The sequence below is a fragment of the Bilifractor sp. LCP21S3_A7 genome, assembly GCF_052118825.1.
Taxonomy (GTDB): Bacteria; Bacillota; Clostridia; order Lachnospirales; family Lachnospiraceae; genus Bilifractor.
This window is the reverse complement of the sequence record NZ_JBQKGL010000001.1, coordinates 242821-268453: the sequence shown is the minus strand read 5'-3', so window position 1 is coordinate 268453 and position 25633 is coordinate 242821. Positions and strand designations below refer to the sequence as shown.

Genomic DNA, 25633 nt, shown 5'->3' with positions numbered 1-25633 from the left:
TCGGGCATTCTGCGATCAGAAACTATGCGGTCAGAGCAGATATTTCAGACCGGAAAGGGTTATTTATACGTATGACTCAGACCAGATCAAATGCGGAGTTCCGTTATTACGAGATTCCGGCGGGGGAATATATACTGCCGCTTCTCGGACAGGGCTGGGAGATCAGCTACGGGGTTGATATGCCGGACGGACTCCTGCATTTTCACAATTATTTAGAGATCGGCTACTGCTATCACGGACGGGGAGAACTGATCATTTCAGGCAGAAAATACCGCTACGGGGACCAGATGTTTACGGTAATTCCGGCGAATATCCTGCACACGACGAACAGTGATCCCGGGAACATCTGCAAGTGGGAGTTTCTGTTCATCGATATCAACAATTTCATCCGTCATGAGATGCAGAATTTTGGTTTCGATGTACATGAGGTCGTGCGTATCGTGAACCAGAGAGGAACGCTGAAGACCCAGAAGGGGCATCCGCATATGGCGCGGCTGATCCAATGCATTCTGGAGGAGTGCAGAGACAAAAAAGCCCATTACAGGGAGATCCTGAAGGGATACCTCTGCGCGCTTGTGTTTGAGATCATCCGTCTGAAGGAGGAGCACGAGCAGCTGCAGTACCGGAATGTTGCCTACAACCATTACCTGGAAGCAGTGTTTCGCTATGTCGAGGAGCACTACGCCGAGGAATTGCAGATCCGGGATCTGGCGGCGGTCTGTCAGCTCTCGGAGAGCCATTTCCGGCGTGTTTTCTATGAGAGCACAAACATGAGCCCGCTGAACTATCTGAACATGGTCCGCGTCGAGAAGGCGTGTGAGATCGTGAGCAAGGAGGATGTACAGATGGAGAACGCGGGATACAGGGTCGGGTTCAAGACAGCCTCCAGTTTTTTCCGGAACTTCAAGGTGTTTATGGGAATGTCGCCCTACCAGTGGAAGAAGAATGCGACGACCGGAAATGTGTCCGATCGTCTGCACATCAGCGCAAAGAAGGGATGGCAGGCGAGTGAATGGACGGAAAAGTACAAGGATATCTGGGCCAGACTGCATCAGGATGATGCGGACGAAAAGATCATGCCGGATGAGCTGACCGGCGGAGGTGATAAGGATTATGAATGACAGAAGAGTTCTGGCGGTTCATCGGAGAAGAAAGTCATCGGCGGGGACGTTAAAGACGCTCATGCTTGTTCTGGCGGTTCTGTTCCTGGCTGCCGGAATTTTCCTCTCCAGGGGATTTATGCTGCCCTGCTTTCTTATGGCAGGGCTCTATTTCTTGTTCGGGTTTCTGTCCGGCAGGGATTATGAGTATATACTGGATGAAAGAACCTTGCAGATCGATGTGATCTACGGCGGTACCCGGAGGGTCACCCGACAGATGCTGAATCTGGATGATCTGGAGATTGTGGCTCCGCATGATTCGGAGTTTGTGGCAAAGTACCGGAAGGGCGGACCGGAGGGGGACCTTCCGAAATTTGATTACACCTCCTACGAGGATTCTGTGCCCTATTACACGATGATTATCCGGAGGGAAGGAGAGAAGATCAAGCTTCTGCTGGATCTGGACGAGGATTTCCGGAATGCCCTGCGGAGGATTTGTCCGGGAAGAATCAAGGAATGATTGAAATTGCAATTTTTGAGATTGATTTTGTTAACATTATGTGAACGCTAATTGGTAGAATTACCACAGACAAAGGAATTCTAGCAATTTTTTTGTGCACAATGCCGGCACATACGCACGACGCAATGAAAGGAATGGAGGATAATATGAAAAAAAGACTTGTTTCTGCTCTTGTCATGGGCACAATGATTATCGGAACTCTTGCGGGCTGCGGCAGCAGTTCAACCAGCACATCCGCAGCAAAGGCTACTTCAGATGCAGCGGTGGAATCCGGCTCCGGCGCGGCGGCAACGGCTGATGTCTCCAGTGAAGACGAGAATACGCTTTCTGTATACGCATGGGATAAGAACTTCAACATCCCGGCTCTGGAAGCGGCAGAGAAGGCATATCAGAAGAAGAACCCGGATTTCAAGCTGAACATCATCGAGCAGTCCCAGTCCTCGGATGTAGAGAACGCTGTTACTCTTGCGGCTTCTGCCGGTGATTACAGCACTCTGCCCGACATCGTCCTTTTCCAGGACCATTACATCCACAAATTTGTGACCGATTATCCGGATGCATGGCAGGATATCAATGATATCGACATCAAGTGGGATGATTTCTCTCAGGAGAAGGTTTCCTACTCCACCATCGACGACAAGCATTATGGTGTTCCGGTAGACAACGGAACCGTTATCGCGGCTTACAGAACCGATCTTCTGGAGCAGGCGGGCTACACCATCGACGACCTCAAGGGATGCACCTGGGACAAGTTCGATGAGATCGGCAAGAAGGTCTATGAGACAACCGGAAAATATCTCCTCTGCATGGATGGAGACGGAAACGATCTGCCCTACATAATGATGCAGGCGGAGGGACAGTCCCAGTTCAAGGACGGCAAGGTTAATCTCACAGACAATGAAACCTTCAAGAAGGTGATTGAGACTATCGTAAAGCTCCAGCAGGATAATGTACTGTATCTGGCAAATGACTGGTCCGATTACACCAACCAGGCAATTCAGGGAGACATGGTTGCCGGCGTCATCAACGGAAACTGGATCATTCCGACAATCGAGCAGGTTGCTGATAACAGCGGAAAATGGGAGATCACCACAATGCCGACTCTTGAGGGCGGCGACGGATACGCATCCAACGGCGGTTCTTCTCTTTATATCACATCGAACTGCCAGAAGAAGGATCTTGCAGAGGACTTCCTCGCTTATACCTTCGGCGGCGGAGACGGCGCAGCCGAGACCTACGACGATGCGCTGACGAACGGCGGCGTTATCACCACTTATGCTCCGGCAAGCAAATCAGATGTGTACAACAAGGGCGTGGCGTTCTTCAATGACACCCCGATCTACTCACAGATCGTTGAGATGGGAACTCATGTACCGGTTGTTGAGCAGTCCGATTTCCACTATCCGACCCGTACGCAGGTTGCTGCGGCAATCCAGAATATTATCGGCGGCGCTGATGTGGATTCTTCGCTGAAGGATGCTCAGGATCAGATTGAATTCCAGATGGAAGACGCTTCCGCTTCTACTTCGAATTAATTCAGTAACGGAAATTTCTACAGGGGCGGCTGCACTGCATTCAGGGAGTGCGGCAGCCCCTGTTTCCGGATGCGGATGCAGAAAAAAGGCGGCACAAGGCAGGAGGAAAGCCGCCGGATCAGGAGGTAATTATTTTGAACAAGAAAAAAGGTATGAGTCTTCTCGCAAAGCAGAAAGCAGCCGGATGGGTCTTCCTTCTCCCGGCAACGATTCTGATCTTTGTGATGAGTTTTTATCCGATGGTGCAGGCGTTCGTCATGTCACTGCAGACGGGCTCCTCGGCAAATCTGAAATGGGCAAATCCTATTACCTTTAACTATGCCCGCATGTTCAAGGACCAGCTTTTCAAGCGTTCCGTAGGGAATACATTCCTCTATCTGGTCATTCAGGTTCCGATTATGCTTGTTCTTGCCGTTCTTCTGGCACAGCTTCTGAACAACAAAAATCTGAAACTGAAGGGATTCTTCCGGACCTGTGTGTTCCTTCCTTGCGCGACCTCACTGGTATCTTACGCGTTGATCTTCAAGTCCCTGTTTGCCACCACTGGTCTTGTGAATACCGTGCTGACAAATCTCGGACTGATTCACGAAAACATCAACTGGCTGGGAACACCGGGAACTGCCCGGTTTGTCATCATACTGGCCCTGATCTGGAGATGGACCGGATACAACATGGTGTTCTATCTGGCAGGACTTCAGAACATTGAGTATTCCGTGTATGAGGCGGCACACATCGACGGCGCAAACGGATGGAAGTCTTTCTGGTACATCACAGTTCCGCTTCTGAAACCGGTTATCGTCATGACATTCATCATGTCCATCAATGGTACCCTCCAGCTTTTCGACGAGTCTGTAAACCTGACAAAGGGAGGCCCGGCAAACACCACTATTACGATGTCCCATTATATCTACAACAACTCCTTTGGACAGGGCGTCGCGAACTTTGGCTATGCCTGCGCCATGTCCTTTTTCGTATTTATTCTGGTCGCGATCCTGGCCGCAATCAATCTGAAAGTAGGTGATACACGTGACTGATCGGACAGCAGCAGTACCTGCAGGTAAAAAAACAAAAAACAAATCGGCGATTCAGAGAAGACTGATCCCGACATACATTTTTCTTGCCATCGTATCCTTCTTCTCGGTATTTCCGCTGTACTGGATGATTACTGCGGCGACCAACAAATCGCTTGAGGTCGCGCAGGGTAAAATCTGGTTCGGAACAAATCTCGTAGAGAATTTCAAGAATCTGACAGGAACGGAGCCCCTCTGGACCTCCATGGGCAATTCCTTCCTTTACGCAGTGGTACAGACGCTGCTGTGTCTGTTCATCTGCTCGCTTGCCGGATACGGGTTCGAGCTGTATCACGACAAGGTGAAGGATAAGCTTTTTGCTGTTCTGCTTCTTGGAATGATGATCCCTCAGGTTGCTACAATGATTCCGCTGTTCCGCATGATTTCCGCGGGAAACCTGCTGAACACCGTCTGGGGTTTCATTCTTCCGACAATTTCCACACCGTTTATGATCATGATGTTCCGTCAGAACTCCAGAAACTTTCCGATCGACATCATGGAAGCCGCGAGAATTGACGGCCTCGGCGAATTTCAGATCTTCTTCCGCATGTACATGCCGGTTATGAGATCCACCTTCGCGGCAGCTGCGGTAATCACATTCATGAACGCGTGGAACGCGTATCTGTGGCCGAAGGTTGTCATGACCAGAAACGAAGCACAGACCATGCCGATGCTGATTGCGAATCTGGCAAGCGGTTATACGACAGACTATGGCGTGCTGATGCTCGGTGTACTTTTCTGCTCCATCCCTACGATGATCATCTTCTTCGTACTGCAGAAGCAGTTTGCGGAAGGTATTACCGGCGCCGTTAAATAATCCGAATACAGTGTGAGAACGGAAGGAATAAGAAAATGACAGAATTTGATTATAACATAGTAAAAGACCCACGGATCTTCAGCCAGAATCGTCTCCCGGCGCATTCGGATCACATGTTCTATGAGTGTGAGCCCGAAAAAGCATGGGAAGAGTCTGACTGCCGTTATCTGCTGAGCGGAGTGTGGAAGTTTTCCTATGCGGAGAATTACCGGGAAGCGATTAAGGAATTTGAGGCGGCTGACTACGACTGCAGAGGCTGGGCGGACATCCGGGTGCCGGGACACATCCAGATGCAGGGATACGGACATCCGCAGTATGTCAACACCCAGTATCCGTGGGACGGAATTGAGGATATCCTTCCGGGACAGATCCCGGAGGAGTTCAACCCGGTTGCGAGTTATGTCCGGTATTTTACAGTCCCCGAGGGCATGAAAAATCATGAGCTGCATATCTGCTTTGAAGGCGTCGAGAGCGGGTTCGCGCTCTGGCTGAACGGCAGTTATATCGGATACAGTGAGGACAGCTTCACGCCGTCGGAGTTTGATCTGACACCATATCTCGTGGATGGAGAGAACAAGCTGGCGGTCCGTGTGTTCCGGTTCACGGCGGGAAGCTGGTGTGAGGATCAGGATTTCTTCCGGTTCTCAGGCATTTTCCGGGATGTGTACCTGATTATGATACCGGATCTTCATGTGAGCGACCTTCGTCTCACACCGGTGGTGGCAGATGATTACCGCCGCACATCTCTGAAAGCAGAGATCTGCGCCACAAAAGAGGGAAGTGTCGAGCTTTCACTGGAAGACAGAGAGGGCAATGTAATCGCGGTGAAGAAGGCGGAACTTCACCGATCAGAAACCGGATCTGTGGAGACGCAGACAGAAGAACTGATGACAAAGGATTCCATCAATGGCGCCGGAAAGCGCTTTGCTCATACGAGAGAAGATGAAAAATCCGTATATCGGGCGGAAATTCTTCTGGATGCCGGTGAGGCGCGGCTCTGGAGCGCAGAGGATCCCTTCCTGTATCAGGTGAGAATACGTGCCTTCGACAATAAAAATATTCGCTGTGAGACCGTCCTTGAGCTCTTCGGATTCCGCCGTTTTGAGATGATTGATCACATGATGCATATCAATGGAAAACGCATCGTGTTTAACGGAGTGAACCGCCATGAGTTCAGCGCGGACAGGGGAAGGGCGATTGATGCGGAGACGATTCGCACCGATCTTCTGACGATGAAGCGCAACAACATCAATGCGGTCCGTACGAGTCACTATCCGAACCAGACCGCCTTTTACCGGTTCTGTGATCTCTACGGTCTCTATGTCATCGACGAGACGAATCTGGAAACGCATGGTCTGTGGGACATGGTATTCCGGGGCAATATCACACTCGAGGAGACAGTTCCCGGGGACAGACCTGAGTACCTCGATCTGATTCTGGACCGCGCGAACAGCATGCTTCAGCGGGATAAAAACCATGCCTGCGTGCTGCTTTGGTCCTGCGGAAATGAGTCGCTTGGAGGAAAAGATCTCTACGAAATGTCCCGCTTCTTCCATGCGGAGGATGCTTCGAGACTAGTGCATTATGAGGGAGTTGCCCACGATGATCGTTATCCGGATACGACAGATGTGGTCAGTACCATGTATACACCGGTTCAGGAGATTCGTAAATTCCTGTCAGAGCACAGGGAGAAACCCTATATCTGCTGTGAATATGCGCATGCCATGGGCAATTCCTGCGGGGCGTTTCTGAAATATATCGAGCTTACGGAAGACGATCCGCTGTATCAGGGCGGATTCATCTGGGACTATATCGACCAGGCGATCCTCCGGAAGGATCGGTACGGCAGAACATATCTGGGCTATGGAGGTGACTTTGACGACCGTCCGCATGACGGGAATTTCTCTGGAAACGGAATCGTCTATGGAGATACCAGGACGCCATCTCCAAAGATGCAGGAGGTTCGGAACGGATATCAAAGTATCTGTGTAAGCATTGGAGCGGAACCTGTCAGAACCTCGGGGCCGGCATCTGCAGACAGATCAGCCGGAACCGCAGCCACGGGAATCACCGCTGTTGTAAAGAACAAGTTCCTGTTTACGAACACAGACCGGTTTGACTGCGTAATTACCCTGACCGGGGAGGACCGCGAGATCTGCCGTGTGAAAACTTCGGTGTCGGTCGGACCGCAGGAGGAGAAAACAATTTCTCTGCCGTTTGAGATACCGGTTTTGGCAGGAGAGGCAGCCCTCACAGTATCATTCGTTACGAAGGAAGAGACACCCTGGGCGCCGGCAGGCACCGAGATTGCGTGGGCGCAGAAGATGATCGCTTATGATGAGAAGGATGTACAGACAGACTCCGTTTCCGAAATTAATAATATCCGGACGGAACCGGAATCCGGCAGCAGGATGAAGGTCGTAAAGGGCGCAGTTAATCTTGGCGTTTCCGGTGAGCATTTCCGCGTTCTGTTTTCTAACCTCCACGGCGGTCTCGTCTCCTACGTATATGCAGGAAAAGAAATGCTCAAGGCAAATCCGCGCCCGAATTTCTGGAGAGCAATGACAGACAATGATATGGGATGCCTCTTCCCGATGCGCGCGGGACAGTGGAGACAGGCTGGACTTTTCGCAACCACGATTTCGCAGGAAGAGAGGCAGGTGACTGACTACAAGATCGACATTTCGGAGGATCTGGTATCCGTCACGTACACATATCATCTCGCGACTATGCCGGCGAAGAACTGCCTGGTGATCTATTCCGTGAAGCCGGACGGAGAGGTTTCTGTCCGTATGAAGATGGATGCATCCCGGGAAATCGGAGAGCTCCCGGAGTTCAGTATGCTGTTTATTCTGGACGCTGACGAGGATCATCTGAAATGGTACGGCGCGGGCCCCGAGGAAACCTACCTGGACCGCCGCAACGCGAAAATCGGAGTCTATCGGACTACTGTCGATAAGTGTATGGCCGGGTATCTTCGCCCGCAGGAGTGTGGAAATCACACAGATGTCAGATGGGCCGAGGTTACCGACAGTCTTGGAAGAGGCCTTCGTTTCAAGGTGAACGGACTGCAGTTCTCTGCGCTTCCGTATACGCCCGAGGAGCTGGAATGCGCATCGCATCCGAACGAGCTTCCGAAGACGGTTCATACCTGCGTGAGAGTCGGGCTTCAGATGGGCGTCGGAGGAGATGACTCCTGGGGCGCACAGGTTCATCCGGAATATCATCTGGACAACACGAAGCCGATGGAGATCGAGTTCTCCTTCAGAGGAATCTAAGAAAATATAAAGTTAAGAATATAACCGGCAGAAAAAGCCGCACCTTTATGATCGGGAATGGATAAAGTTCAAATCCATTTCAGGAAAATAAGGGTGCGGTTTTTTGTTGCTCGAGCTAAATGTTAAGGCAGCTGTCCTTGTACAGGACCGATTGTTTAGAGGTGATCAGACCAGTTCAAGCGGAATATTTTTTTCTTCCAGGTACTGCCTCCAGTCTGAGGAGAGTCCGGTGTCACTGATTATCATATCCATTTCCTCGAGTGGGGCAAACAAACTTGAGCGGACAACGCCGAATTTAGATGAGTCTGCCAGAAGAATTTTGGTGCGAGAGGAATGGAGCGCAGTGGATTTGGTTGTGACTTCGTATTGATTGGAGCAGGTCAGCCCCATTTTTTCTACACCGGATGTTGAAATAAATATCTTTGATGCACGAAGTCGTTTCAGCAGTTCTGTGTTTTCTGTGGACTCGAAGGAGAGTGAGGAACGGTGAAAGTAACCGCCCGCCAGAATGATCTGGATATTTTGGCGGTTGTACAGCACCTGCATGACATTGAAATTATAGCAGATAACGGTGAGCGGTATGTCTTCAGGAAGCGCCTGCATCATGCAGTTTATGGTAGTTCCTGTATCCAGAATGATTACGTCATTTGGTTTCAACAGAGTGGCTGCATAGGCTCCGATTCTGCGTTTGCTGTCGCTGTTCAGCGCGTTCGCTGCAGAAAATTCATAACCGCTTTTGACTGGTGTTTCTACAGAACAGTTTTGCGGCGGGGAGACAGGCGCCGCTGCATATTGTCCGGGCAATGGAACGGACTGTTCAGGAAATCCGTTTTCTTCAATGTAACGGATATCTCTTCGGACTGTCATTTCTGAAACATGATATTTATCAGCCAGATTTCTTATAGTATAGGTGGGGTTCTGGACCATGTCCTGAGCTATGGCCTGAATCCTCATTTTTTTCTTTAACATGATTGTTCCTCCTGTCTCTGCTTGATTGATCATAGATAGAAAGGATGTTAAGAAAGTGTTGTATTCCTTCTGAATCCTCGTCTTTCTAAATCTTCGCGATGAGTGTAACACATCGATAAAGAATTAACAAGAAACAATACTTGAAAATCTGTGAAATGATAAAAATGATAGAATCTCACATTAATTATGATAGTAAATGAGAAATAATGTTATTGCAAGCGGTAATAAATAACAAAAATAAACCCTGATAATCGTGTGAATCTAACAAATATTATCATTAATTTGTGAAAATGATTGACAAAAGAAAAGCAGTCGTGTATTATGAGGCCAATGAAGAACAAAATCGTTCATTTATCCAAACGGAAAAGCTTATAGTATGTTAGTATTTGTTACAAAATATAAAAGAATGCTTCATATTTTGGGAACGGATATCAGCTAAGTGTTATGCAGGTCAAATAACAGTAGTTGGGAATAACATTAAAGCTCAACCATACAGTAAAAATACAAAGATCACCGAATACTGTGAAATGCAGGAAAATGAATGTGAGTTCGCAAGTGTATAACGAAGGAGGAGAACTATGAAAACAAAAACTTTGAAAAAGGTCCTTGCTACTGTACTTGCAACAGCGATGATAGCCGGGCTTTCCGCCTGCGGATCAGGCGGCGGTTCTGGTTCCGGATCATCCTCTGCTTCTGCAAAATCGGAGGCAGTGGCATCAACGAGCACAGCTGCCACGTCAGTTACGGTTAATACTGACAATCCCGTAGCAGGTAAGAAGGTTGCATACATCATGCTTCTTCCGTCGGCTACAATTTTCCAGATGTGGAAAGATTCCTGTGCAAATCTTTGCAAGGCAATGGGAGTGGATTTTGATTTCTTCTTCTGTGACGGAGATTTCAATAAGTGGCAGGATACGATCAGGACCTGTGCAGAGGCAGGCTATGACGGTTTGGTTGTAAGCCACGGAAATCAGGACGGATCTTATGTATTCCTGAAGGAGATCCACGACTCGTATCCAGATATGAAGATCGTTACCTTTGATACTCAGTTCTATACCGATGGTGAGTATCAGAAGATTGATGGTGTGACACAGATGTTCCAGCAGGATAAATCTCTGGTAACGGTTCTTCTGGATTCGATGATTGAAGCCAAGAAGGAAAAGGGAGAAGATGGACCGGTTCGTCTGATCAAGGTATGGAGAGGTCCGAACTATAATAGCCCGTTTGACCGCCGTGAAGTGGGTTGGGAAGAATATGAAAAAGCAGGCAAGATCGAGACGGTTGGCGAGGTACAGCCGCTGGAGGACTCCGTTGATTCTGCAAATACTGTAACGGCAGCGTATCTGCAGACAGTCAATCGGGATGATGTTGATGGTATCATTTCCTTCTATGATCTTTATGGCCAGGGCGTATATAACGCAATTCTTGAAAACGACAATATGAATGGAAACAACGGCGATGCACTTCCGATGGCATCAGTTGATATCGATAATGTCGATGTAACGAACATGCAGACAAGACCGGACATCTGGACAGCCGCCGGAACAACAGACTGGACAATGAACGGTGAAATCGCGATGCGTATCCTCTTCCTTGAGATGGCGGATGATTATGATGATATCTATGATCCGGCAACAGGAAAGAAGGGCGTTGATGTCGTAGAAGTTCCAGGCACTGCCATTCTTGCCAAGAATTTGAAGTCCGATTCGACCGTTGAGAATCTGGGCGACATTGCAGGAGAAACCTACGGCAATCTGGATTATCTCTCCGAGGCAAGCTGGATGCCGAAGGATCTGCTTCATAAGTGATTCAATAGTATTGGAACCTTAAATTGTAAATAGCACGGTGATCTTGAGGAGAGGGCGTCGGTTCAGAAACCCGGCGCCCTCGCTGTCTGAGAAGACAGCTATCCTGGATGAAATGGTCAGCTGGAGGACAAAGGGCAAAAGATGAAGGAAAAATCTACGCTAGAAACGAGACATGTCTCCATTGAATTTCCAGGCGTAAAAGCGTTGGATGACGTCAATTTTTCAGTGACAACCGGGGAAATAAGAGCAGTGGTTGGCGCAAATGGAGCAGGCAAGTCTACTTTGATGAAGGTTCTGGCAGGAGCAAATCCGACTTATACAGGAGAAGTTCTGCTGGACGGCAAAAAAATTGAGCTGCGGCAGCCGGTAGATGCCAAGAAATTGGGAATACAGATTGTATATCAAGAGGTTGACACAGCACTTGTACCTACTCTCTCGGTTGCCGAGAATATCATGCTTAATGAGATGGTTATGCATGGTGGCGGAGTGATGAGATGGAAATATGTGAGGGATGAGGCAAAAAAGGCACTTGCCAGACTGAACATCGAAGATATAAATGTCAGGACGCTTGTTCAGAATCTGTCCCTGGCACAAAAACAGATGGTTCTGATTGCCAGGGCAGTGCGCATGGACTGCAAGTTCCTGATACTGGACGAACCGACAGCCCCATTAAGTACTTCCGAGACAGAGGAGCTGTTTCATATCGTCAGAAGGTTAAGAGAAACGGAAGGAATTGCGGTTATTTTTATCAGCCACAGACTAAATGAAATTCTTGAAATCTGTGAAAAATACACTGTCATGAGAAATGGTCAGATTGTCGGAACATCGACGATCACGCCATCAACAACTACAAAAGAAATCGTTGAGCAAATGCTTGGCCGTTCATTTGAAGAAAATTTTCCCAAGGAAAGCTGTGAAATCGGTGATGATCTGCTGAAAATAGATCATCTGAGCGGAGCAGATGGAAAAGTAGATGATGTTACGCTGCATGTAAGAAGAGGAGAAATTGTCGGAATCGCCGGACTGGTTGGAGCGGGAAAATCAGAGCTGTGCAAGACAATCTTCGGCGCGTATAAGAAAACCGGCGGAACGGTAACGTTAAATGGAAAGGAATTGAAGATAAGAACACCATCCGATGCGGTGCGCCAGGGAATTGCCCTTGTACCAGAGGAAAGAAGGAAAGAAGGTGTTCTGGTAAATGAGACCGTTGCGTTCAATCTATCTGCGGCAAGCCTTGGAGATTTCTGCACGGCATCCTTTGTTAACCGCAGAAAGGTCAATGAGAATGCCAGAAAGCTAGTCAAAGATCTTGAAATAAAAACACCGTCCATCCGTCAGCAGGTTCGAAATCTTTCCGGTGGCAATCAGCAGAAGGTTGCTGTAGGCAAATGGCTCTCCGCAGACTGTGATATCTACATCTTTGATGAACCGACAAAAGGTGTGGATGTAGGAGCAAAGCAGGATATTTTCCGTTTGATCAATGATATCGCAAAAAGAGGAAAAGGAGTTTTGTACGCGTCCTGTGAGGATTCAGAGCTGCTGTCATTGACAGACCGCATATATGTCATGTATAGCGGGAAGATCGTAGCCGAATTAGATACAAAAGAAGCAACGGACAACCGGATTATGAACTTCGCGGTCGGCGGAACAGAGTCCTGAAGCCGCAAATAATTATAACTGGAGGAAACAACTGTGAATACAAAAGCTGGTATCGATAGTAAGAAAATCATTAGGTTCTTTGTAAACTGGGCTGCGGTTCTGGCACTCTTTCTGTGCTTTATCGCTTTTTCAATTATCAGCGGCAGTAAGTTTGCATCCGGAAGCAATGTCGTGAATATTCTCCGTGCAATGGCGATCAATACCGTCTTCGGTATTGCGGCGACGATCACAATGGCTCCTGATGGATTCGATATGTCCGCAGCGACGCTGGCGAGCTGTTCCGCTTATGCGTTTGTGTCCGGATATCTCTGGTTCGGGTTCAGCGTTCCGGTGTCCATTCTGTTCTGTATTGTTGTGACGTTGGTGATGTATCAGATGACGATGTTCCTGATTCTGGTCTGCAAGATTCCGGATATGCTGGCGACCTGCGCATTAATGTTCGTGCATCAGGGACTTGGACAATGGTACATTGGCGGCGGTGCTGTATCAACAGGTATGAAGACCTCCTGGGGAGCGGATCCGGCAAGAACGACATTATCCAATGGTTTCCAGGCAATCGGACGCGCGCCGTGGATTATTATCATTATGCTGGTCTGCGTTGGTGCTGCACATGTATTTCTCACATATACAAAGCATGGCAGATTTCTGTATGCTATGGGTGGCAACAAAGAAGCTGCAAAATTGTCCGGAATCAATGTTAAGAAATATCGTTATCTGGCAGGTATGATTACGGCAGTTTTCATCGCAATTGCCGGAATTCTGGTTTCCTCAAGAGGAAGCTCCGCGCAGGTAATGTGCTGCGATAACTATCTGATGCCTTCTCTGGCAGCAGTATTTGTAGGACGTACGGTAGGAGGCGCTGAGAAACCAAATGCGCTTGGAACGCTGATCGGTGCGGCACTGGTATCTACTCTTGAAAACGGGCTTACCATTCTGGCGGTTCCTTACTATGTACTTCCGGCTGTTAAGGGTGCGGTTCTTGCGCTCGCTCTGATCGCTGCATATGCATCCAAGAAGGAAAATTGATCTGACTTGAAGTAGTGTCAGGATTGATCGGAAATAATGATGATATTTATTAAGACTGTTTCTGTAAGAGAGGTAAATCATGAGCGATTTTTCAAAATATTTTTTAATGATTAACGAGGATGACCCGGAAGGGACCGAGAAGACGGTTATTGCCTACACACTTCTGAAAACACAGGGGACCGATGCCGGGAAAATTGACTGGGATACCGCTACGATGAAAGCGAAAATTCCGTCCGAGCATGGTAATCTCAATCATGTCTGCCGCGTATATGACGCGAAGGGACATTCTATTTATATCAAGCAGGCAGGACTGGAGACACGGATATCAAAAGATATGACTGCTTCTCTGGATCGGAACCGGCAGGAGAGCGAAATTCTTGAATTGGAAGAGAAAATGGCTCCCGGGATGGTGCCGCACATCTATTTCTTTGATACAGTTATGTGTGCTTCCGGAATGGAAGACTGCAGTGATTTCGAGGTGATGCGGGATGCAATGCTGGAGCACAAGACATTCCCGAGATTCGCTGAAGATATCTCTACATTCATGGCGAGAACGCTGCTTCTGTCCAGTGATGTTGTCATGGACCATAAAGAGAAAAAGGAACTTACCAGGCGATTCATCACACCGGATCTTTGCGATATCACTGAAAAATTGGTGCTTATGGAGCCGTATCTGGGCTCTTCAAGGAACAATGTATTTCCACCTAACAGAGAGTTTGTAGAGAAAGAGCTGTACAGGGATGATGCGTTACACCTTGAGGTTTCCAAATTAAAGTTCAACTTTATGACAAATGCGCAGGCGCTCCTGCATGGAGATCTTCATACCGGATCGGTTTTCATTAAACCGGACGCTACAAAGATTTTTGACTGCGAATTCGGAACTTTTGCCCCTATGGGATATGATATCGGAAATGTTGTGGCAAATATGATTTTTGCCTATGATAATGGCCTGTCTGCCGACGACGATGTTTTCTGCAGCTGGTGTCTGGATGCTGTTGAGAAAACAATTGATCTTTTCATCAGTAAATTCAGCACCCTTTATGATGAAGCAGTAACAGAGCCTATGGCAAAGGTACCAGGCTTTAAAGAATATTACATTGACAGCATTCTTCGTGATACTGCCGGATATGCAGGAACGGAGCTGCACAGAAGAACGGTTGGTATGGCGAATGTAGTGGATGTGACATCCATAAAGGACGAAAGAAAACGTCTTCTGGCAGAAAGGATCAATATTCTTGCCGGAAAAGACTATATACTTCATCAGGGACGCTTTAAGACCGGGAAAGACTTCGTTGACGCTGTTCTTAATGCCAGGGAGGCTGCGGTAAAGACGCTGTGATCAGAACGGCAGGAAAAGTGAGAAGAAATAGCCTGCATCAGGTGAATTCCCGCTTCCATACATCGATACGGGTATAATGGAAGTGGGAAAGCTCCGATTCGAAGGGCTGAAAGGAGATATACAAATATGTCATCTTTGAATGATTTTTTTGAGAAAGTAATTACTGTTAAATGGGGACCTGAGAAAAAAAGTGTAGATATCATTGATCAGACTCTTCTTCCAAATACCATCAAGAGGATTCAGATCCGGACACAGGAGGAGATCTGGGAAGCAATAAAGAAACTTCGTGTAAGAGGGGCGCCAGCCATTGGCGTTTCAGCCGCATATGGAATAGCAGTAGTGGCGAATGAGATTCAGGCGGAGAATTATGAGGATTTCTACAGACAGTTTAAAGCTTCCAAGGATTATCTGGCCAGTTCCAGACCGACAGCCGTTAATCTGTTCTGGGCATTGAATCGAATGGAAGATACTGTGACTGCGAACAGCTCCAGGACGGTTCCGGAAATTAAACAGATTCTTTATAATGAGGCAGAGAAAATCCGGGAAGAGGATGTTCAGATCAGCAAAAATATCGGAGAGATCGGTTTCCGTTTACTGGAGGATCTGAAAGAAGATGGAAAGGAGCTGGGAATCCTCACACACTGTAATGCCGGAACTCTGGCAACTGCGAAATATGGCACGGCGACTGCACCGATGTATATGGCGCTGGAGCATGGATGGAGTGGCACTGACATGCATGTATATTGCGATGAAACAAGGCCTCTTCTGCAAGGCGCAAGACTGACATCTTTTGAACTTTGCAATGCAGGGATTACAACGTCCGTTCAGTGTGATAATATGGCAGCGCTGTTGATGAAGACTGGAAAGGTAAAGATAATTTTTGTAGGCTGTGACCGGGTAGCCGCAAACGGCGATGCTGCAAATAAAATCGGGACCTCTGCCCTGGCAGTATTGGCACATCATTATGGTATACCGATGTATATCTGTGCGCCAAGTTCTACGATCGACATGGCAACACCCACCGGTGACGACATTCCGATTGAGATGCGAGATCCCGAAGAAATCAAGAGCATGTGGTATAAAGAACCGATGGCTCCGGCAGGGGTAGACGCTTCTTTTAACCCGGCGTTTGATGTTGCAGATCACAGACTTATTACTGGAATTATCACAGAAAAGGGCCTGTGCAAAGCACCTTATGAGGAAGCGTTCAAAAAACTTGGTATCCATTAATCATTATCGGCGTATTCTGCAGATTATCAGATATTCTGATATTTCCAGCGTTCATGTGACACGGAAAACCGGAGGCTGCAGGGATGCGGAGAACTAATAATGCTATTCGATGATGGAGGGATATGAAGTGATATTGGAAGTAAAGAACGGGTATCCGGATGATTCTGCTGCACGGAATATGATTCTTGAGGTGGGCAGGAGAATGTATGAGAACAGATATGTTGCGGCTAATGATGGCAACATATCCTGTAAGGTTTCAGAAGATACCATCTGGGTCACTCCGACAGGAGTCAGTAAAGGATTTATGCAGGAGAAAGACCTGATTAAAATGAAACTGGATGGAGAAATTCTGGAGGGAACCCTGAAACCTTCCAGTGAAATCCGTATGCATCTGAGAGTTTATCAGGAGGACAAGCGGGTAAAATCGGTTGTACATGCACATCCTAAGTTTGCAACTCTGTTCGCAATCGCAAACAAACCGATCGACAGTCGTCTTCTTCCAGAAGGAATTGTTCAGCTTGGAGTAGTTCCTTGTGCCAAAACAGTAATTCCTGGTACACAGGACGTGCCGGATTCCATAGCTCCCTATGTGAATGAGTACAATGCTGTACTGCTGGGAAATCACGGGGTGCTTACCTGGAGTGAAGAAAGCATCATACAGGCATATTACCGTCTGGAAACCGTAGAATATTTTGCAGAGATTATCTTGTATTCGAAGTTGTTCTTTGGTGACCAGGTAAATCAATATACGGACGAGCAGGTAAATCAGCTGATTGAGATTCGTGAGAAGCTGGGAATCCACAGGGGCGGCAGGCCAACGTGAGTTAGATTTTACTCCAAAGAATCAAGAGGATTCCTGATTGTATCTATGAACAGCGCCGTTTAGACCAATTTTGGCTCTTTTGAGATCTTTGCTGTCAGAAAGGAAAAAATATGCTGAAAGGGATACCGGATCTGTTATCTCCGGAGTTTTTAAAAATACTTGCAGAAATGGGACATGGTGACAGACTTGTCATTGGTGACTGCAATTTTCCGGCGGCGTCTATTGCAGACGGAGGAAGAAATATCCGTTGTGACGGACACAGGGCGACAGAGGTGCTCGACGCCGTGCTGCAGCTGTTTCCGCTTGATACATTTGTAGAACATCCGGTGATTATCATGGATAAGCCGGCAGAACAATCGGATCTTCCAACCCCGGTGTGGGGCGAATTTTCACGGATTGTCGGGAAATATGACAGCAGAGGAGATTCTGCAGTTTCCTATACAGACCGGTTCACATTCTATGATCTTGCAAAAAAGTCATACGCTGTAGTGTCGACGACGGAGCATGCATATTATGCCTGCATTATTTTACAGAAAGGATGCCTGTGAGGATGAAAAAGATACTGAATAAGCCGGAAGAATATACAGATGATATGCTTAAGGGAATCTATGCAGCACATAGGGGGGAGGTAAAATACACTGCTGGAGATCTTCGATGCTATTGTACCGCGAAGAAAACCCCTGGAAAGGTTGCCATCATAACGGGCGGAGGAACAGGACATCTTCCTTTGTTTCTGGGATATGTGGGAGATGGACTGCTGGATGGATGCGGTGTCGGAAGCGTATTTCAGTCTCCGTCACCGGAGCAGATTTTTGAAATTACGAAGGAGGTTGAAAGCGGCGCCGGAGTGCTTTACCTGTATGGAAATTATACAGGGGATATCATGGCGTTTGATATGGCCTCGGATATGTGTGAGATGGAGGATATTAAAACAGCTTCCATCGTCGGAGCAGATGACGTCTGTTCCGGTGATCCGTCTGTCCGTCGTGGAGTCGCAGGGATTTTCTTTATGTATAAAGCGGCAGGAGCAAAGGCGGCACAGATGGGGAATCTTGATGAGGTGCTGAAAGCAGCTGAAAAAGCAAAGGCAGCGACACGGACCGTCGGCTTTGCGCTTACGCCTTGTGTGATTCCTGAGCTTGGTCATTCCAATTTTACTCTTGGGGAAAATGAAATGGCAATGGGGATGGGGATTCACGGTGAGCCGGGAATCTGGAACGGTCCGATCAAGACCAGCAAAGAACTTGCAGAGGAATCGCTGGAAACCATCTTCAAGGATATGAAGGTAGAGGAAGGAGAAGAAGTAAGTCTTCTGATTAATGGTCTTGGGGCTACATCAAAGGAAGAATTATATATTCTTTGCGGTGATGTTCTGGATCTTCTGAATCAGAAAAAAATCAGAGTCTATAGAAGTTTTGTAGGAGAATACGCCACCTCGATGGAGATGGCTGGAGCTTCTATTTCAATCTGTAGGGTGGATGATGAAATGAAGGAGTATCTTGATTATCCGGTGCATACACCATTTATTACAATTGTGTAAGGATGCATGGAAGAGGGTAAAACAAGTGAAAAGCATAAGAAGAGAGGATCTTCCGGATTTTTTTAGAAAGATCGCGGATATGTTTGAAAAACATGCAGATGAATTATGTGAGATGGACGCAAAGCTTGGAGATGGTGATCTCGGGCTTACCATGAAGAAGGGATTCGGCGCATTGCCGGAGGTAGTGACGGAATTGGAGGAACCAGACATAGGAAAAGCAATTATGAAGTGCGGAATGAAAATGTCATCTCTGATTCCTTCTACGATGGGCTTTCTCATGGGCTCCGGACTGATGGGAGGCGGAAAGGCTATAGCTGGAAAAGCTGAGATTTCCGGTTCCGGTATGGCAGCGTTTTTACGTGGGTATGCGGACGGAATAAAAAAAAGAGGAAAGTGCGAACCAGGAGACAGGACTATCCTTGATGCCGTGGATGGGGCTGCAGAAGCGGCGGAAGCGTTGCTTCGTTCCTGTCCGGATGCGTCACTGGAAGCAGTCGCGGATGCTGCGGCGAAAGGAGCTGAATCAGGGGCAGAAGCAACAAAGAATATGATTCCGAAATACGGAAAAGCTGCTGTGCACAAGGATGCGGCAAAAGGAATCTGTGACCAGGGCGCGGTTGCTGGAAAATATCTCGTAGAGTCGATTGCTGATTTTTGCAGAGAGTAAATAAAACGCGATATAGAACAGGAGGCTGCTGCGGCAGCCTCCTGTCGGTATTTACGCGAACAGTGAGCCGCAGCCGAATGCGAAGTATTCGTGTGCGGCGAGCGTCGCGATAGCGAGATAAAACTCGCGCAGCGTGTTTTATCTCGCTTAGAGAAATTCATGATAATGGTGCCGGCATGCTCGCGGGTCATTTCTGAAGACTGATCCCCATTATTGCGAGACTCAGGACCAGAATTCCGGACATCAGATACGGAAGAACCGCCTCGTATACGGACCGCATATCGCCGCCGTTGATGTAGCAGACGAAATAGAAAATGCCGATTGTTGCGAGTGCGATTGCCATAATCACGATGGCAAGCTTCCTTTGAAGCGACAGATGGTGATTTGCGGAAGCTGTATTATTTTCGGCATGAAGCTGATTTGTTTTCATAGCTTTCATTTCATATCCCTCCATTCAAAGGCTCCGGAATCTTCTTGTCCGGAATACAATTGTTTCTTGTAATTGTATTTTAACGCAGATGTCTGACGAATTCTACTATCTCCCTTTAAATTTAGATGATTTTATTTTAAGTGTGGATAATGCGTGCGTTATCGGTTCGTAATATTAGGGCTGTACAGAACTCTTTCAATGCTTTCGTAAGAAGCAAAAAACAAATGCAGATTTAGGATAGTCTCTGGATATGCTATATTGAATATATGAATAACGGATTGACAGTGCAGCCAGCGAACATCTGTCCGATGTCCGAAGTGTATCTGCACCGGCAGATGTGTCAGACTGCCATGCAATTTCTCTATTGCCGGAACATCGGAAGAAAAAGATGGGCCATCGTAAGATGACATGTGATCATTCAGGAGGATATTATTTATGAAGATCGTAAATTTCGGTTCACTTAATGTGGATTATGTGTACAGAGTGCCGCACGTGATTGTCAGGGGAGAGACACTTTCTGCTACAGACAGGAATATTTTTCCGGGCGGGAAAGGGCTTAATCAGTCCGTGGCACTCAGCCGCGCGGGACTTGAGGTTTACCATGCGGGATGCATCGGAAAGGGAGGGGAAATTCTTCTTCAGGTTTTACGGGATGCAGGCGTGAATACAGATTTTGTACGGTGCCTGGATGACATACCGGTCGGGCATACGATCATACAGAATACGGATGACGGAGACAACTGCATCATTCTGTTCGGGGGTGCGAATCAGGCGGTGACGGAGAAACAGGTGGATCAGACCCTTTGTCATTTTGAAAGGGGTGACTGGATCGTCCTTCAGAATGAAATTAACAATCTGAAGTATATTATTGAAAAAGCGCATGAAACGGGGATGACAATCGTGCTGAATCCTTCTCCGATGAACGGAAAAATCAATGACCTTCCGCTCGAATATGTGGACTATTTCTTTGTGAATGAAATCGAGGCAGGACAGATCACAGGTTATCCGTCTGACGATCCGGAGAAGCTGATGGAGGGCCTCAGAAGTATTTTCCCGAATGCACATACGATACTGACGCTGGGATCTGCCGGTTCGGCATACATTTATCAAGGTGAAATTATCCGAAAGAGCATTTACAAAGTGAAAGCAGTGGACACAACAGCTGCGGGAGATACGTTTACAGGCTACTTTCTTGCATCCGTCATTGGCGGAAGAACACCTGAGGCAGCGCTGGATCTGGCAGCGAGGGCATCCGCGGTCACGGTGTCAAGACCGGGAGCGGCACCCTCCATTCCTGTCATGGATGAGGTGTTAAACTACCGGTTCTGAAGTTGCTGAGCAGGAATGACATATTGCCGTCAGACAGATATTAGCAGATGTCTTGATTCGGAAAGAAATGCGGAGCAGCTGTGTGCAGCGGTAAATCATCAAATGCAGAGCAGGCGGGAGCATCGATGTGAACAATCCATCTTGCGCCAGTGTTGGAGCAAAGTTATAATAAAACAAAATTTATCTGCCCGGAGAATATATCGACAGAATATTTTACAACCTCAGGAGGAATATATCATGGATTATAAGATTGATGGTCATACGACGCTGCTTGCTCTGATCGGCTCTCCGGTCGGCCATTCCGGCTCGCCTGCCATGTACAACTACAGTTTTCAAAGACTTGGGCTGAATTATGTCTACACAGCCTTTGATGTGAAGGAGGAGGATGTGCCGCAGGCGCTCGATGCCATGCGGCTCTTCCACATGCGCGGCATGAACGTAACCATGCCGGACAAGATTGCGGCGGCAAAGTGTATGGATGAGCTTTCGCCGGCTGCCCGTATTATCGGAGCAGTGAACACAATTGTCAACGAGGATGGAAAACTGATCGGGCATATGACCGATGGCGTCGGATTCGTTGATAATCTCCGGGATCATGGCGTTGAGGTGAAGGGGAAAAAGGTGACCATAGCCGGAGGAGGCGGAGCTGCAACCGCAATCCAGGTGCAGCTCGCACTCGATGGCGCGAAGAAGATTTCTATTTTCAACATCAAGGATAACTTCTTCCAGAGAACGGTGGACATGGCCGCCAGAATCAGGGCGGAGGTTCCGACCTGTGAGATCAACGTCTATGATCTTGCGGACGTGGCAAAGATGACACAAGAGATTCAGGACAGCGATATCATGGTTAACGCGACGATTGTCGGGATGAAACCGCTCGATGACCAGAGTGTCGTCAAGGATCTTTCTGCTTTTCATGAAGGACTTGTGGTTGCCGACACTGTTTATAATCCGGAGGAGACAAAACTCCTGCGTGAGGCGAGAGAACACGGCCTTCAGACCATAAACGGAAAAGGCATGCTGCTCTGGCAGGGCGTGGCGGCATTCAAGCTGTATACCGGAGAGAATATGCCGGTAGAGGAAGTGAAGGAACGGTATTTTTCTGACTGATGTCGTAGAAATATTGAAGAGGACCGCGCGCGAACTACATGACTGCGCACGAATCACGTAAGTGCGTATAAATCACACAATCACGCACGAATCACGTAACTAAGCAGGAACCACACGAATAAGACAGATAGGGGATCCGGATATGGAACAATTATTTGATTACAACATTTTCCTGATCGGCTTTATGGGCGCCGGGAAGTCAACCGTCGCGAAATATCTCAATCAGACCTATGGGATGAAGGTGATTGAGATGGACCGGATGATTGCAGAGCAGGAGGGCATGAGCATCCCTGAAATATTTCGGACGCAAGGAGAGGAGTATTTCCGGAAGCTTGAGACCTCTCTGCTGGTCGGAATGAAGAATCAGCGCAATACAGTTGTGTCCTGCGGGGGAGGCGTTCCGATGCGGGAGGAAAATGTGTCAGCCATGAAGAAAAACGGAAGAGTTGTGCTTCTTGACGCGAAACCGGAGACAATCCTCGAGCGTGTGAAGGACAGCCATGACCGTCCGCTGCTTGAGAACCATAAAGATGTAGAATACATCGCCGAGCTGATGGAAAAGCGCCGGCCAAAGTATGAGGCGGCTGCGGATATCCGCATTGCGACGGACGGACGGAGCGCATCTGAGATCTGCGAGGATATGATCCGCCAATTAAAAAAAGGAGTCAGGTGAGTTGGCTATCCACAACATGAAGATCGTGTGCATCCGCCTTCGGCAAATGAAAGGATGTTATTTATGAAGGACAACCAGATCTGGAAAATATACGGGACAGCGTATAAGGAGATGACGGTCCGGCTTCTGAAAAGTACGGATCTCGCGGGACGGATTCGTGACCGGAAACGCAGGATCTGCATCAAGCCGAACCTGGTATGCCCCTCTCCCGCGGATTTCGGAGCAACAACGCATCCGGAAATTGTGTCGGGAATCATCGAGTATCTGCGGGAAAACGGATTTGACAGCCTGATGATTGCGGAGGGCTCCTGGGTGGGGGACCGGACATCAGAGGCATATGAATACTGCGGTTACCGCTCGATATCGGAAACGTATGGTGTGCCTTTCATTGATACGCAGAAACTGAAATCACATGTCATTGACTGCTGCGGTATGCAGCTCCGTGTCACGGATGTCGTGGATGAGTATGATTTTCTGATCAACGTTCCGGTTCTGAAGGGACATTGTCAGACGAAGATGACGTGTGCGCTGAAGAATCTGAAAGGGCTTCTTCCAAATTCGGAGAAGCGGCGCTTTCACAAAATGGGGCTCCATGATCCGATCGCTCATCTGTCCGGGGGCATACATCAGGATTTTATAGTGATTGATCATATCTGCGGCGACCCTGATTTTGAGGAGGGTGGGAATCCGCTTGTGAAGAACTGCATCATGGCATCCGCGGATCCTGTGCTGACCGACTGCTATGCCTGCTATCTGCTCGGCTTGCGTCCGGAGGAGGTTCCTTATGTAATCGAAGCCGGACGGCTGGGAATCGGCAGCACGGATCTTGCACATGCGCAGATCGTGACAATCCAGGGCGCAGACGGTGCCTTCAGGATCAGCGGGCCGGAAGAAGACGGTGAGGAAGAGGCAAGAACGGAGCAGAACCGGGTTCTTGAGGTCGCCTATGCTGTGGATGAGGTGGATTCCTGCAGCGCCTGCTATGGGAGTCTGGTGCCGGCGCTGATCCGTCTGAAGGAGGAAGGTCTCCTGGATCAGTTGAAGGATAAGATTGCCATTGGTCAGGGTCAGCAGGGGAAAAAAGGAAAGCTTGGGATCGGAAAGTGCACCCGGGAATTCGATTATTGTGTGATGGGATGTCCTCCCGACGAGGACAAAATATACCGGGAACTGAAACAATATATCGAACGGCAATGATGCGTTAATAAACAATAATCGTATTTTAAGGCTCTATTAATAAAAAGTATTTTCTTCAATGCTTCACTGTGGTAAAATGATGCAAGGTTAATACACAGGTGAGGCTGCGCTTATGCCAGCTCCCTGAAATGAGGAGGAACACGGTATGGATTTTTTGAATTTTCTGAAGAGGGCTGCGAAGAAGTATAACGATACCAGCCTGATTCTGCGAATTTTGTGCGGAATCATCATTGGTATTGCTCTCGCTTTTCTGCTTCCCGGCTGGAGCTGGCTTGAGATTCTGGGGAATCTCTTCGTCGGCGCACTGAAAGCGATAGCCCCGGTTCTGGTTTTTGTTCTGGTCAGCGGAGCTCTTGCGCAGGGATCCGGCAAGCTGGATAAAAGGTTCGGCAACGTACTGTTTCTGTATATGCTGACAACCTTCCTGGCGGCCTTTGTGGCAGTAGCTGCCAGTTTCGCCTTTCCGCAGACCCTGGTACTGACCGGTGTGGAAGCGGCACAGGCCGATACCGTTCCGCAGGGAATCGGAGAGGTCATGAAAAATCTGCTGATGAATGTCGTGTCAAATCCGGTCGACGCACTGGTAAATGCGAATTATATCGGCGTTCTGTTCTGGGCGGCGCTGTTTGGAGCTGCGATGAAGCAATTTGCCGCCGATACCTCAAAAAAATTCATGTCAAATGTATCTGAGGCAGTGTCACAGGTGGTACGCTGGATCATCAACTTCGCTCCGTTCGGAATTATGGGTCTGGTGTTCACCACGGTGCATGAGAACGGCCTTTCCATTTTCACAACGTATGGAAAATTGCTGCTGTTGCTTGTGGGATGCATGGCTTTCGAATCTCTGATTGTCAATGGAATTGTTGCCTGGATTCATCTGCGCAGAAATCCATATCCGCTGATCTGGAAGTGTATCAGGGAAAGTGGTATTACGGCGTTCTTCACCAGAAGTTCCGCGGCAAACATCCCGATCAACATGTCACTTTGCAAACGCCTCGGCCTGGATGAGGATATGTATTCGGTGTCTATCCCGCTTGGAGCGACCATCAATATGGACGGTGCAGCGATCACCATATCCGTGATGACACTTGCGTGCGCACATACGATGGGGATCCCTGTTGATATACCGACCGCTTTGATTCTCAGTGTGCTCTCCACATTTGCGGCCTGCGGCGCCTCCGGTGTAGCCGGCGGGTCCCTGCTGCTGATTCCAATGGCCTGCTCACTGTTTGGAATCTCCAATGATATCGCCATGCAGGTGGTTGCTGTCGGATTCATCATCGGGGTAGTACAGGATTCGGTTGAGACGATGCTGAATTCGTCCGGAGATGTTGTGTTTGCCGCCATCGCGGAATACAGAGTGTGGCTAAAAGAGGGCAGAAGACTTCCGGGATTCATGTATACAGAGAAGGAACGGAAGAAAATGGGAATCTCCAGGGATTTCCAGGGCGACACCAAGGAAGCCATGAGGGAGCAGACGATCTCGGAAAATGCCGAGGGAGAATATAAATAA

At 48.2% G+C, this 25633-nt stretch carries 22 protein-coding genes; 20 read left to right on the top strand and 2 right to left on the bottom strand.

The genetic code is table 11. The features are described from left to right. The first annotated feature begins 71 nt into the window (after positions 1-71). The 6 genes from ACTQ1O_RS01180 (at position 72) to ACTQ1O_RS01155 (ending at position 8320) form a co-directional block, all read left to right on the top strand. A complete protein-coding gene (locus ACTQ1O_RS01180; protein ID WP_441485757.1) occupies positions 72-1121 on the top strand; it encodes a helix-turn-helix domain-containing protein in 1050 nt (349 codons plus the stop codon). After that, a complete protein-coding gene (locus tag ACTQ1O_RS01175) occupies positions 1114-1620 on the top strand; it encodes a hypothetical protein (RefSeq protein WP_441485756.1) in 507 nt (168 codons plus the stop codon). The genes ACTQ1O_RS01180 and ACTQ1O_RS01175 overlap by 8 nt, the downstream gene beginning before the upstream one ends. 146 nt (positions 1621-1766) lie before the next feature. Further along, positions 1767-3155 carry an ABC transporter substrate-binding protein gene (locus ACTQ1O_RS01170; RefSeq protein WP_441485755.1) on the top strand — a complete coding sequence of 463 codons (1389 nt, stop codon included), beginning with the start codon at positions 1767-1769 and terminating at the stop codon, positions 3153-3155. Between the two features lie 131 nt (positions 3156-3286). Next, entirely contained in the window at positions 3287-4189 is a 903-nt protein-coding gene (locus tag ACTQ1O_RS01165) for a carbohydrate ABC transporter permease (RefSeq protein ID WP_441485856.1), read from the top strand. A gap of 49 nt (positions 4190-4238) precedes the next feature. Continuing rightward, positions 4239-5042, top strand: a complete 804-nt coding sequence (locus ACTQ1O_RS01160) for a carbohydrate ABC transporter permease (protein ID WP_441485855.1) — start codon at positions 4239-4241, stop codon at positions 5040-5042. A gap of 35 nt (positions 5043-5077) precedes the next feature. Continuing rightward, complete coding sequence (locus ACTQ1O_RS01155) at positions 5078-8320, top strand: glycoside hydrolase family 2 TIM barrel-domain containing protein (RefSeq protein WP_441485754.1); 3243 nt, start codon at positions 5078-5080, stop codon at positions 8318-8320. Between the two features lie 165 nt (positions 8321-8485). On the opposite strand, the gene ACTQ1O_RS01150 is transcribed toward ACTQ1O_RS01155, so the two are convergent. Then, positions 8486-9289, bottom strand: coding sequence for a DeoR/GlpR family DNA-binding transcription regulator (locus ACTQ1O_RS01150; protein ID WP_441485753.1), 804 nt, complete (start codon positions 9287-9289; stop codon positions 8486-8488). Positions 9290-9867: 578 nt separating this feature from the next. Here ACTQ1O_RS01150 and ACTQ1O_RS01145 point away from each other — a divergent pair. The 9 genes from ACTQ1O_RS01145 (at position 9868) to ACTQ1O_RS01105 (ending at position 19381) form a co-directional block, all read left to right on the top strand. After that, positions 9868-11097: a substrate-binding domain-containing protein gene (locus ACTQ1O_RS01145; RefSeq protein WP_441485752.1), complete on the top strand. Its 1230-nt coding sequence runs from the start codon at positions 9868-9870 to the stop codon at positions 11095-11097. 141 nt (positions 11098-11238) lie between these two features. After that, the gene (locus ACTQ1O_RS01140; protein ID WP_441485751.1) at positions 11239-12756 is read left to right on the top strand and encodes a sugar ABC transporter ATP-binding protein; all 1518 of its coding nucleotides are present in this window, start codon (positions 11239-11241) and stop codon (positions 12754-12756) included. Positions 12757-12807: 51 nt separating this feature from the next. Further along, positions 12808-13782: an ABC transporter permease gene (locus ACTQ1O_RS01135; RefSeq protein WP_441485854.1), complete on the top strand. Its 975-nt coding sequence runs from the start codon at positions 12808-12810 to the stop codon at positions 13780-13782. Positions 13783-13861: 79 nt separating this feature from the next. Continuing rightward, positions 13862-15121 carry an S-methyl-5-thioribose kinase gene (gene mtnK, locus ACTQ1O_RS01130; protein WP_441485750.1) on the top strand — a complete coding sequence of 420 codons (1260 nt, stop codon included), beginning with the start codon at positions 13862-13864 and terminating at the stop codon, positions 15119-15121. A gap of 126 nt (positions 15122-15247) precedes the next feature. Continuing rightward, positions 15248-16351 carry an S-methyl-5-thioribose-1-phosphate isomerase gene (mtnA, locus tag ACTQ1O_RS01125; RefSeq protein WP_441485749.1) on the top strand — a complete coding sequence of 368 codons (1104 nt, stop codon included), beginning with the start codon at positions 15248-15250 and terminating at the stop codon, positions 16349-16351. A 127-nt stretch (positions 16352-16478) separates the two neighbouring features. After that, on the top strand, positions 16479-17174 hold the full coding sequence (locus ACTQ1O_RS01120) for a class II aldolase/adducin family protein (RefSeq protein WP_441485748.1): 696 nt from the start codon (positions 16479-16481) through the stop codon (positions 17172-17174). A gap of 110 nt (positions 17175-17284) precedes the next feature. Continuing rightward, positions 17285-17722, top strand: coding sequence for an RbsD/FucU family protein (locus ACTQ1O_RS01115; RefSeq protein WP_441485747.1), 438 nt, complete (start codon positions 17285-17287; stop codon positions 17720-17722). A 2-nt stretch (positions 17723-17724) separates the two neighbouring features. Then, entirely contained in the window at positions 17725-18714 is a 990-nt protein-coding gene (locus tag ACTQ1O_RS01110) for a dihydroxyacetone kinase subunit DhaK (RefSeq protein ID WP_441485746.1), read from the top strand. 25 nt (positions 18715-18739) lie between these two features. Continuing rightward, positions 18740-19381 carry a dihydroxyacetone kinase subunit L gene (locus tag ACTQ1O_RS01105; protein WP_441485745.1) on the top strand — a complete coding sequence of 214 codons (642 nt, stop codon included), beginning with the start codon at positions 18740-18742 and terminating at the stop codon, positions 19379-19381. Positions 19382-19568: 187 nt separating this feature from the next. On the opposite strand, the gene ACTQ1O_RS01100 is transcribed toward ACTQ1O_RS01105, so the two are convergent. Further along, entirely contained in the window at positions 19569-19820 is a 252-nt protein-coding gene (locus ACTQ1O_RS01100; protein ID WP_441485744.1) for a hypothetical protein, read from the bottom strand. 426 nt (positions 19821-20246) lie between these two features. Between ACTQ1O_RS01100 and ACTQ1O_RS01095 the strand changes: the two genes are divergently transcribed. From ACTQ1O_RS01095 to sstT, 5 genes are all read left to right on the top strand, one after another. Beyond that, complete coding sequence (locus ACTQ1O_RS01095; RefSeq protein WP_441485743.1) at positions 20247-21140, top strand: ribokinase; 894 nt, start codon at positions 20247-20249, stop codon at positions 21138-21140. A 237-nt stretch (positions 21141-21377) separates the two neighbouring features. Further along, positions 21378-22250, top strand: a complete 873-nt coding sequence (gene aroE, locus ACTQ1O_RS01090; protein WP_441485742.1) for a shikimate dehydrogenase — start codon at positions 21378-21380, stop codon at positions 22248-22250. A gap of 142 nt (positions 22251-22392) precedes the next feature. After that, positions 22393-22923: a shikimate kinase gene (locus ACTQ1O_RS01085; RefSeq protein ID WP_441485741.1), complete on the top strand. Its 531-nt coding sequence runs from the start codon at positions 22393-22395 to the stop codon at positions 22921-22923. Positions 22924-22986: 63 nt separating this feature from the next. Next, positions 22987-24120, top strand: a complete 1134-nt coding sequence (locus tag ACTQ1O_RS01080; RefSeq protein WP_441485740.1) for a DUF362 domain-containing protein — start codon at positions 22987-22989, stop codon at positions 24118-24120. Positions 24121-24283: 163 nt separating this feature from the next. After that, the gene (gene sstT / locus ACTQ1O_RS01075; RefSeq protein ID WP_441485853.1) at positions 24284-25633 is read left to right on the top strand and encodes a serine/threonine transporter SstT; all 1350 of its coding nucleotides are present in this window, start codon (positions 24284-24286) and stop codon (positions 25631-25633) included.

Excerpts from the sequence above, each read along its gene's own strand:
- ACTQ1O_RS01180 (WP_441485757.1), top strand. The coding sequence starts at position 72 with ATGACTCAGACCAGATCAAATGCGGAGTTCCGTTATTACGAGATTCCG.
- ACTQ1O_RS01175 (WP_441485756.1), top strand. The coding sequence starts at position 1,114 with ATGAATGACAGAAGAGTTCTGGCGGTTCATCGGAGAAGAAAGTCATCG.
- ACTQ1O_RS01170 (WP_441485755.1), top strand. The coding sequence starts at position 1,767 with ATGAAAAAAAGACTTGTTTCTGCTCTTGTCATGGGCACAATGATTATC.
- ACTQ1O_RS01155 (WP_441485754.1), top strand. The coding sequence starts at position 5,078 with ATGACAGAATTTGATTATAACATAGTAAAAGACCCACGGATCTTCAGC.
- ACTQ1O_RS01150 (WP_441485753.1), bottom strand. The coding sequence starts at position 9,289 with ATGTTAAAGAAAAAAATGAGGATTCAGGCCATAGCTCAGGACATGGTC.
- ACTQ1O_RS01145 (WP_441485752.1), top strand. The coding sequence starts at position 9,868 with ATGAAAACAAAAACTTTGAAAAAGGTCCTTGCTACTGTACTTGCAACA.
- ACTQ1O_RS01140 (WP_441485751.1), top strand. The coding sequence starts at position 11,239 with ATGAAGGAAAAATCTACGCTAGAAACGAGACATGTCTCCATTGAATTT.
- mtnK (WP_441485750.1), top strand. The coding sequence starts at position 13,862 with ATGAGCGATTTTTCAAAATATTTTTTAATGATTAACGAGGATGACCCG.
- mtnA (WP_441485749.1), top strand. The coding sequence starts at position 15,248 with ATGTCATCTTTGAATGATTTTTTTGAGAAAGTAATTACTGTTAAATGG.
- ACTQ1O_RS01115 (WP_441485747.1), top strand. The coding sequence starts at position 17,285 with ATGCTGAAAGGGATACCGGATCTGTTATCTCCGGAGTTTTTAAAAATA.
- ACTQ1O_RS01110 (WP_441485746.1), top strand. The coding sequence starts at position 17,725 with ATGAAAAAGATACTGAATAAGCCGGAAGAATATACAGATGATATGCTT.
- ACTQ1O_RS01100 (WP_441485744.1), bottom strand. The coding sequence starts at position 19,820 with ATGAAAGCTATGAAAACAAATCAGCTTCATGCCGAAAATAATACAGCT.
- ACTQ1O_RS01095 (WP_441485743.1), top strand. The coding sequence starts at position 20,247 with ATGAAGATCGTAAATTTCGGTTCACTTAATGTGGATTATGTGTACAGA.
- aroE (WP_441485742.1), top strand. The coding sequence starts at position 21,378 with ATGGATTATAAGATTGATGGTCATACGACGCTGCTTGCTCTGATCGGC.
- ACTQ1O_RS01085 (WP_441485741.1), top strand. The coding sequence starts at position 22,393 with ATGGAACAATTATTTGATTACAACATTTTCCTGATCGGCTTTATGGGC.
- ACTQ1O_RS01080 (WP_441485740.1), top strand. The coding sequence starts at position 22,987 with ATGAAGGACAACCAGATCTGGAAAATATACGGGACAGCGTATAAGGAG.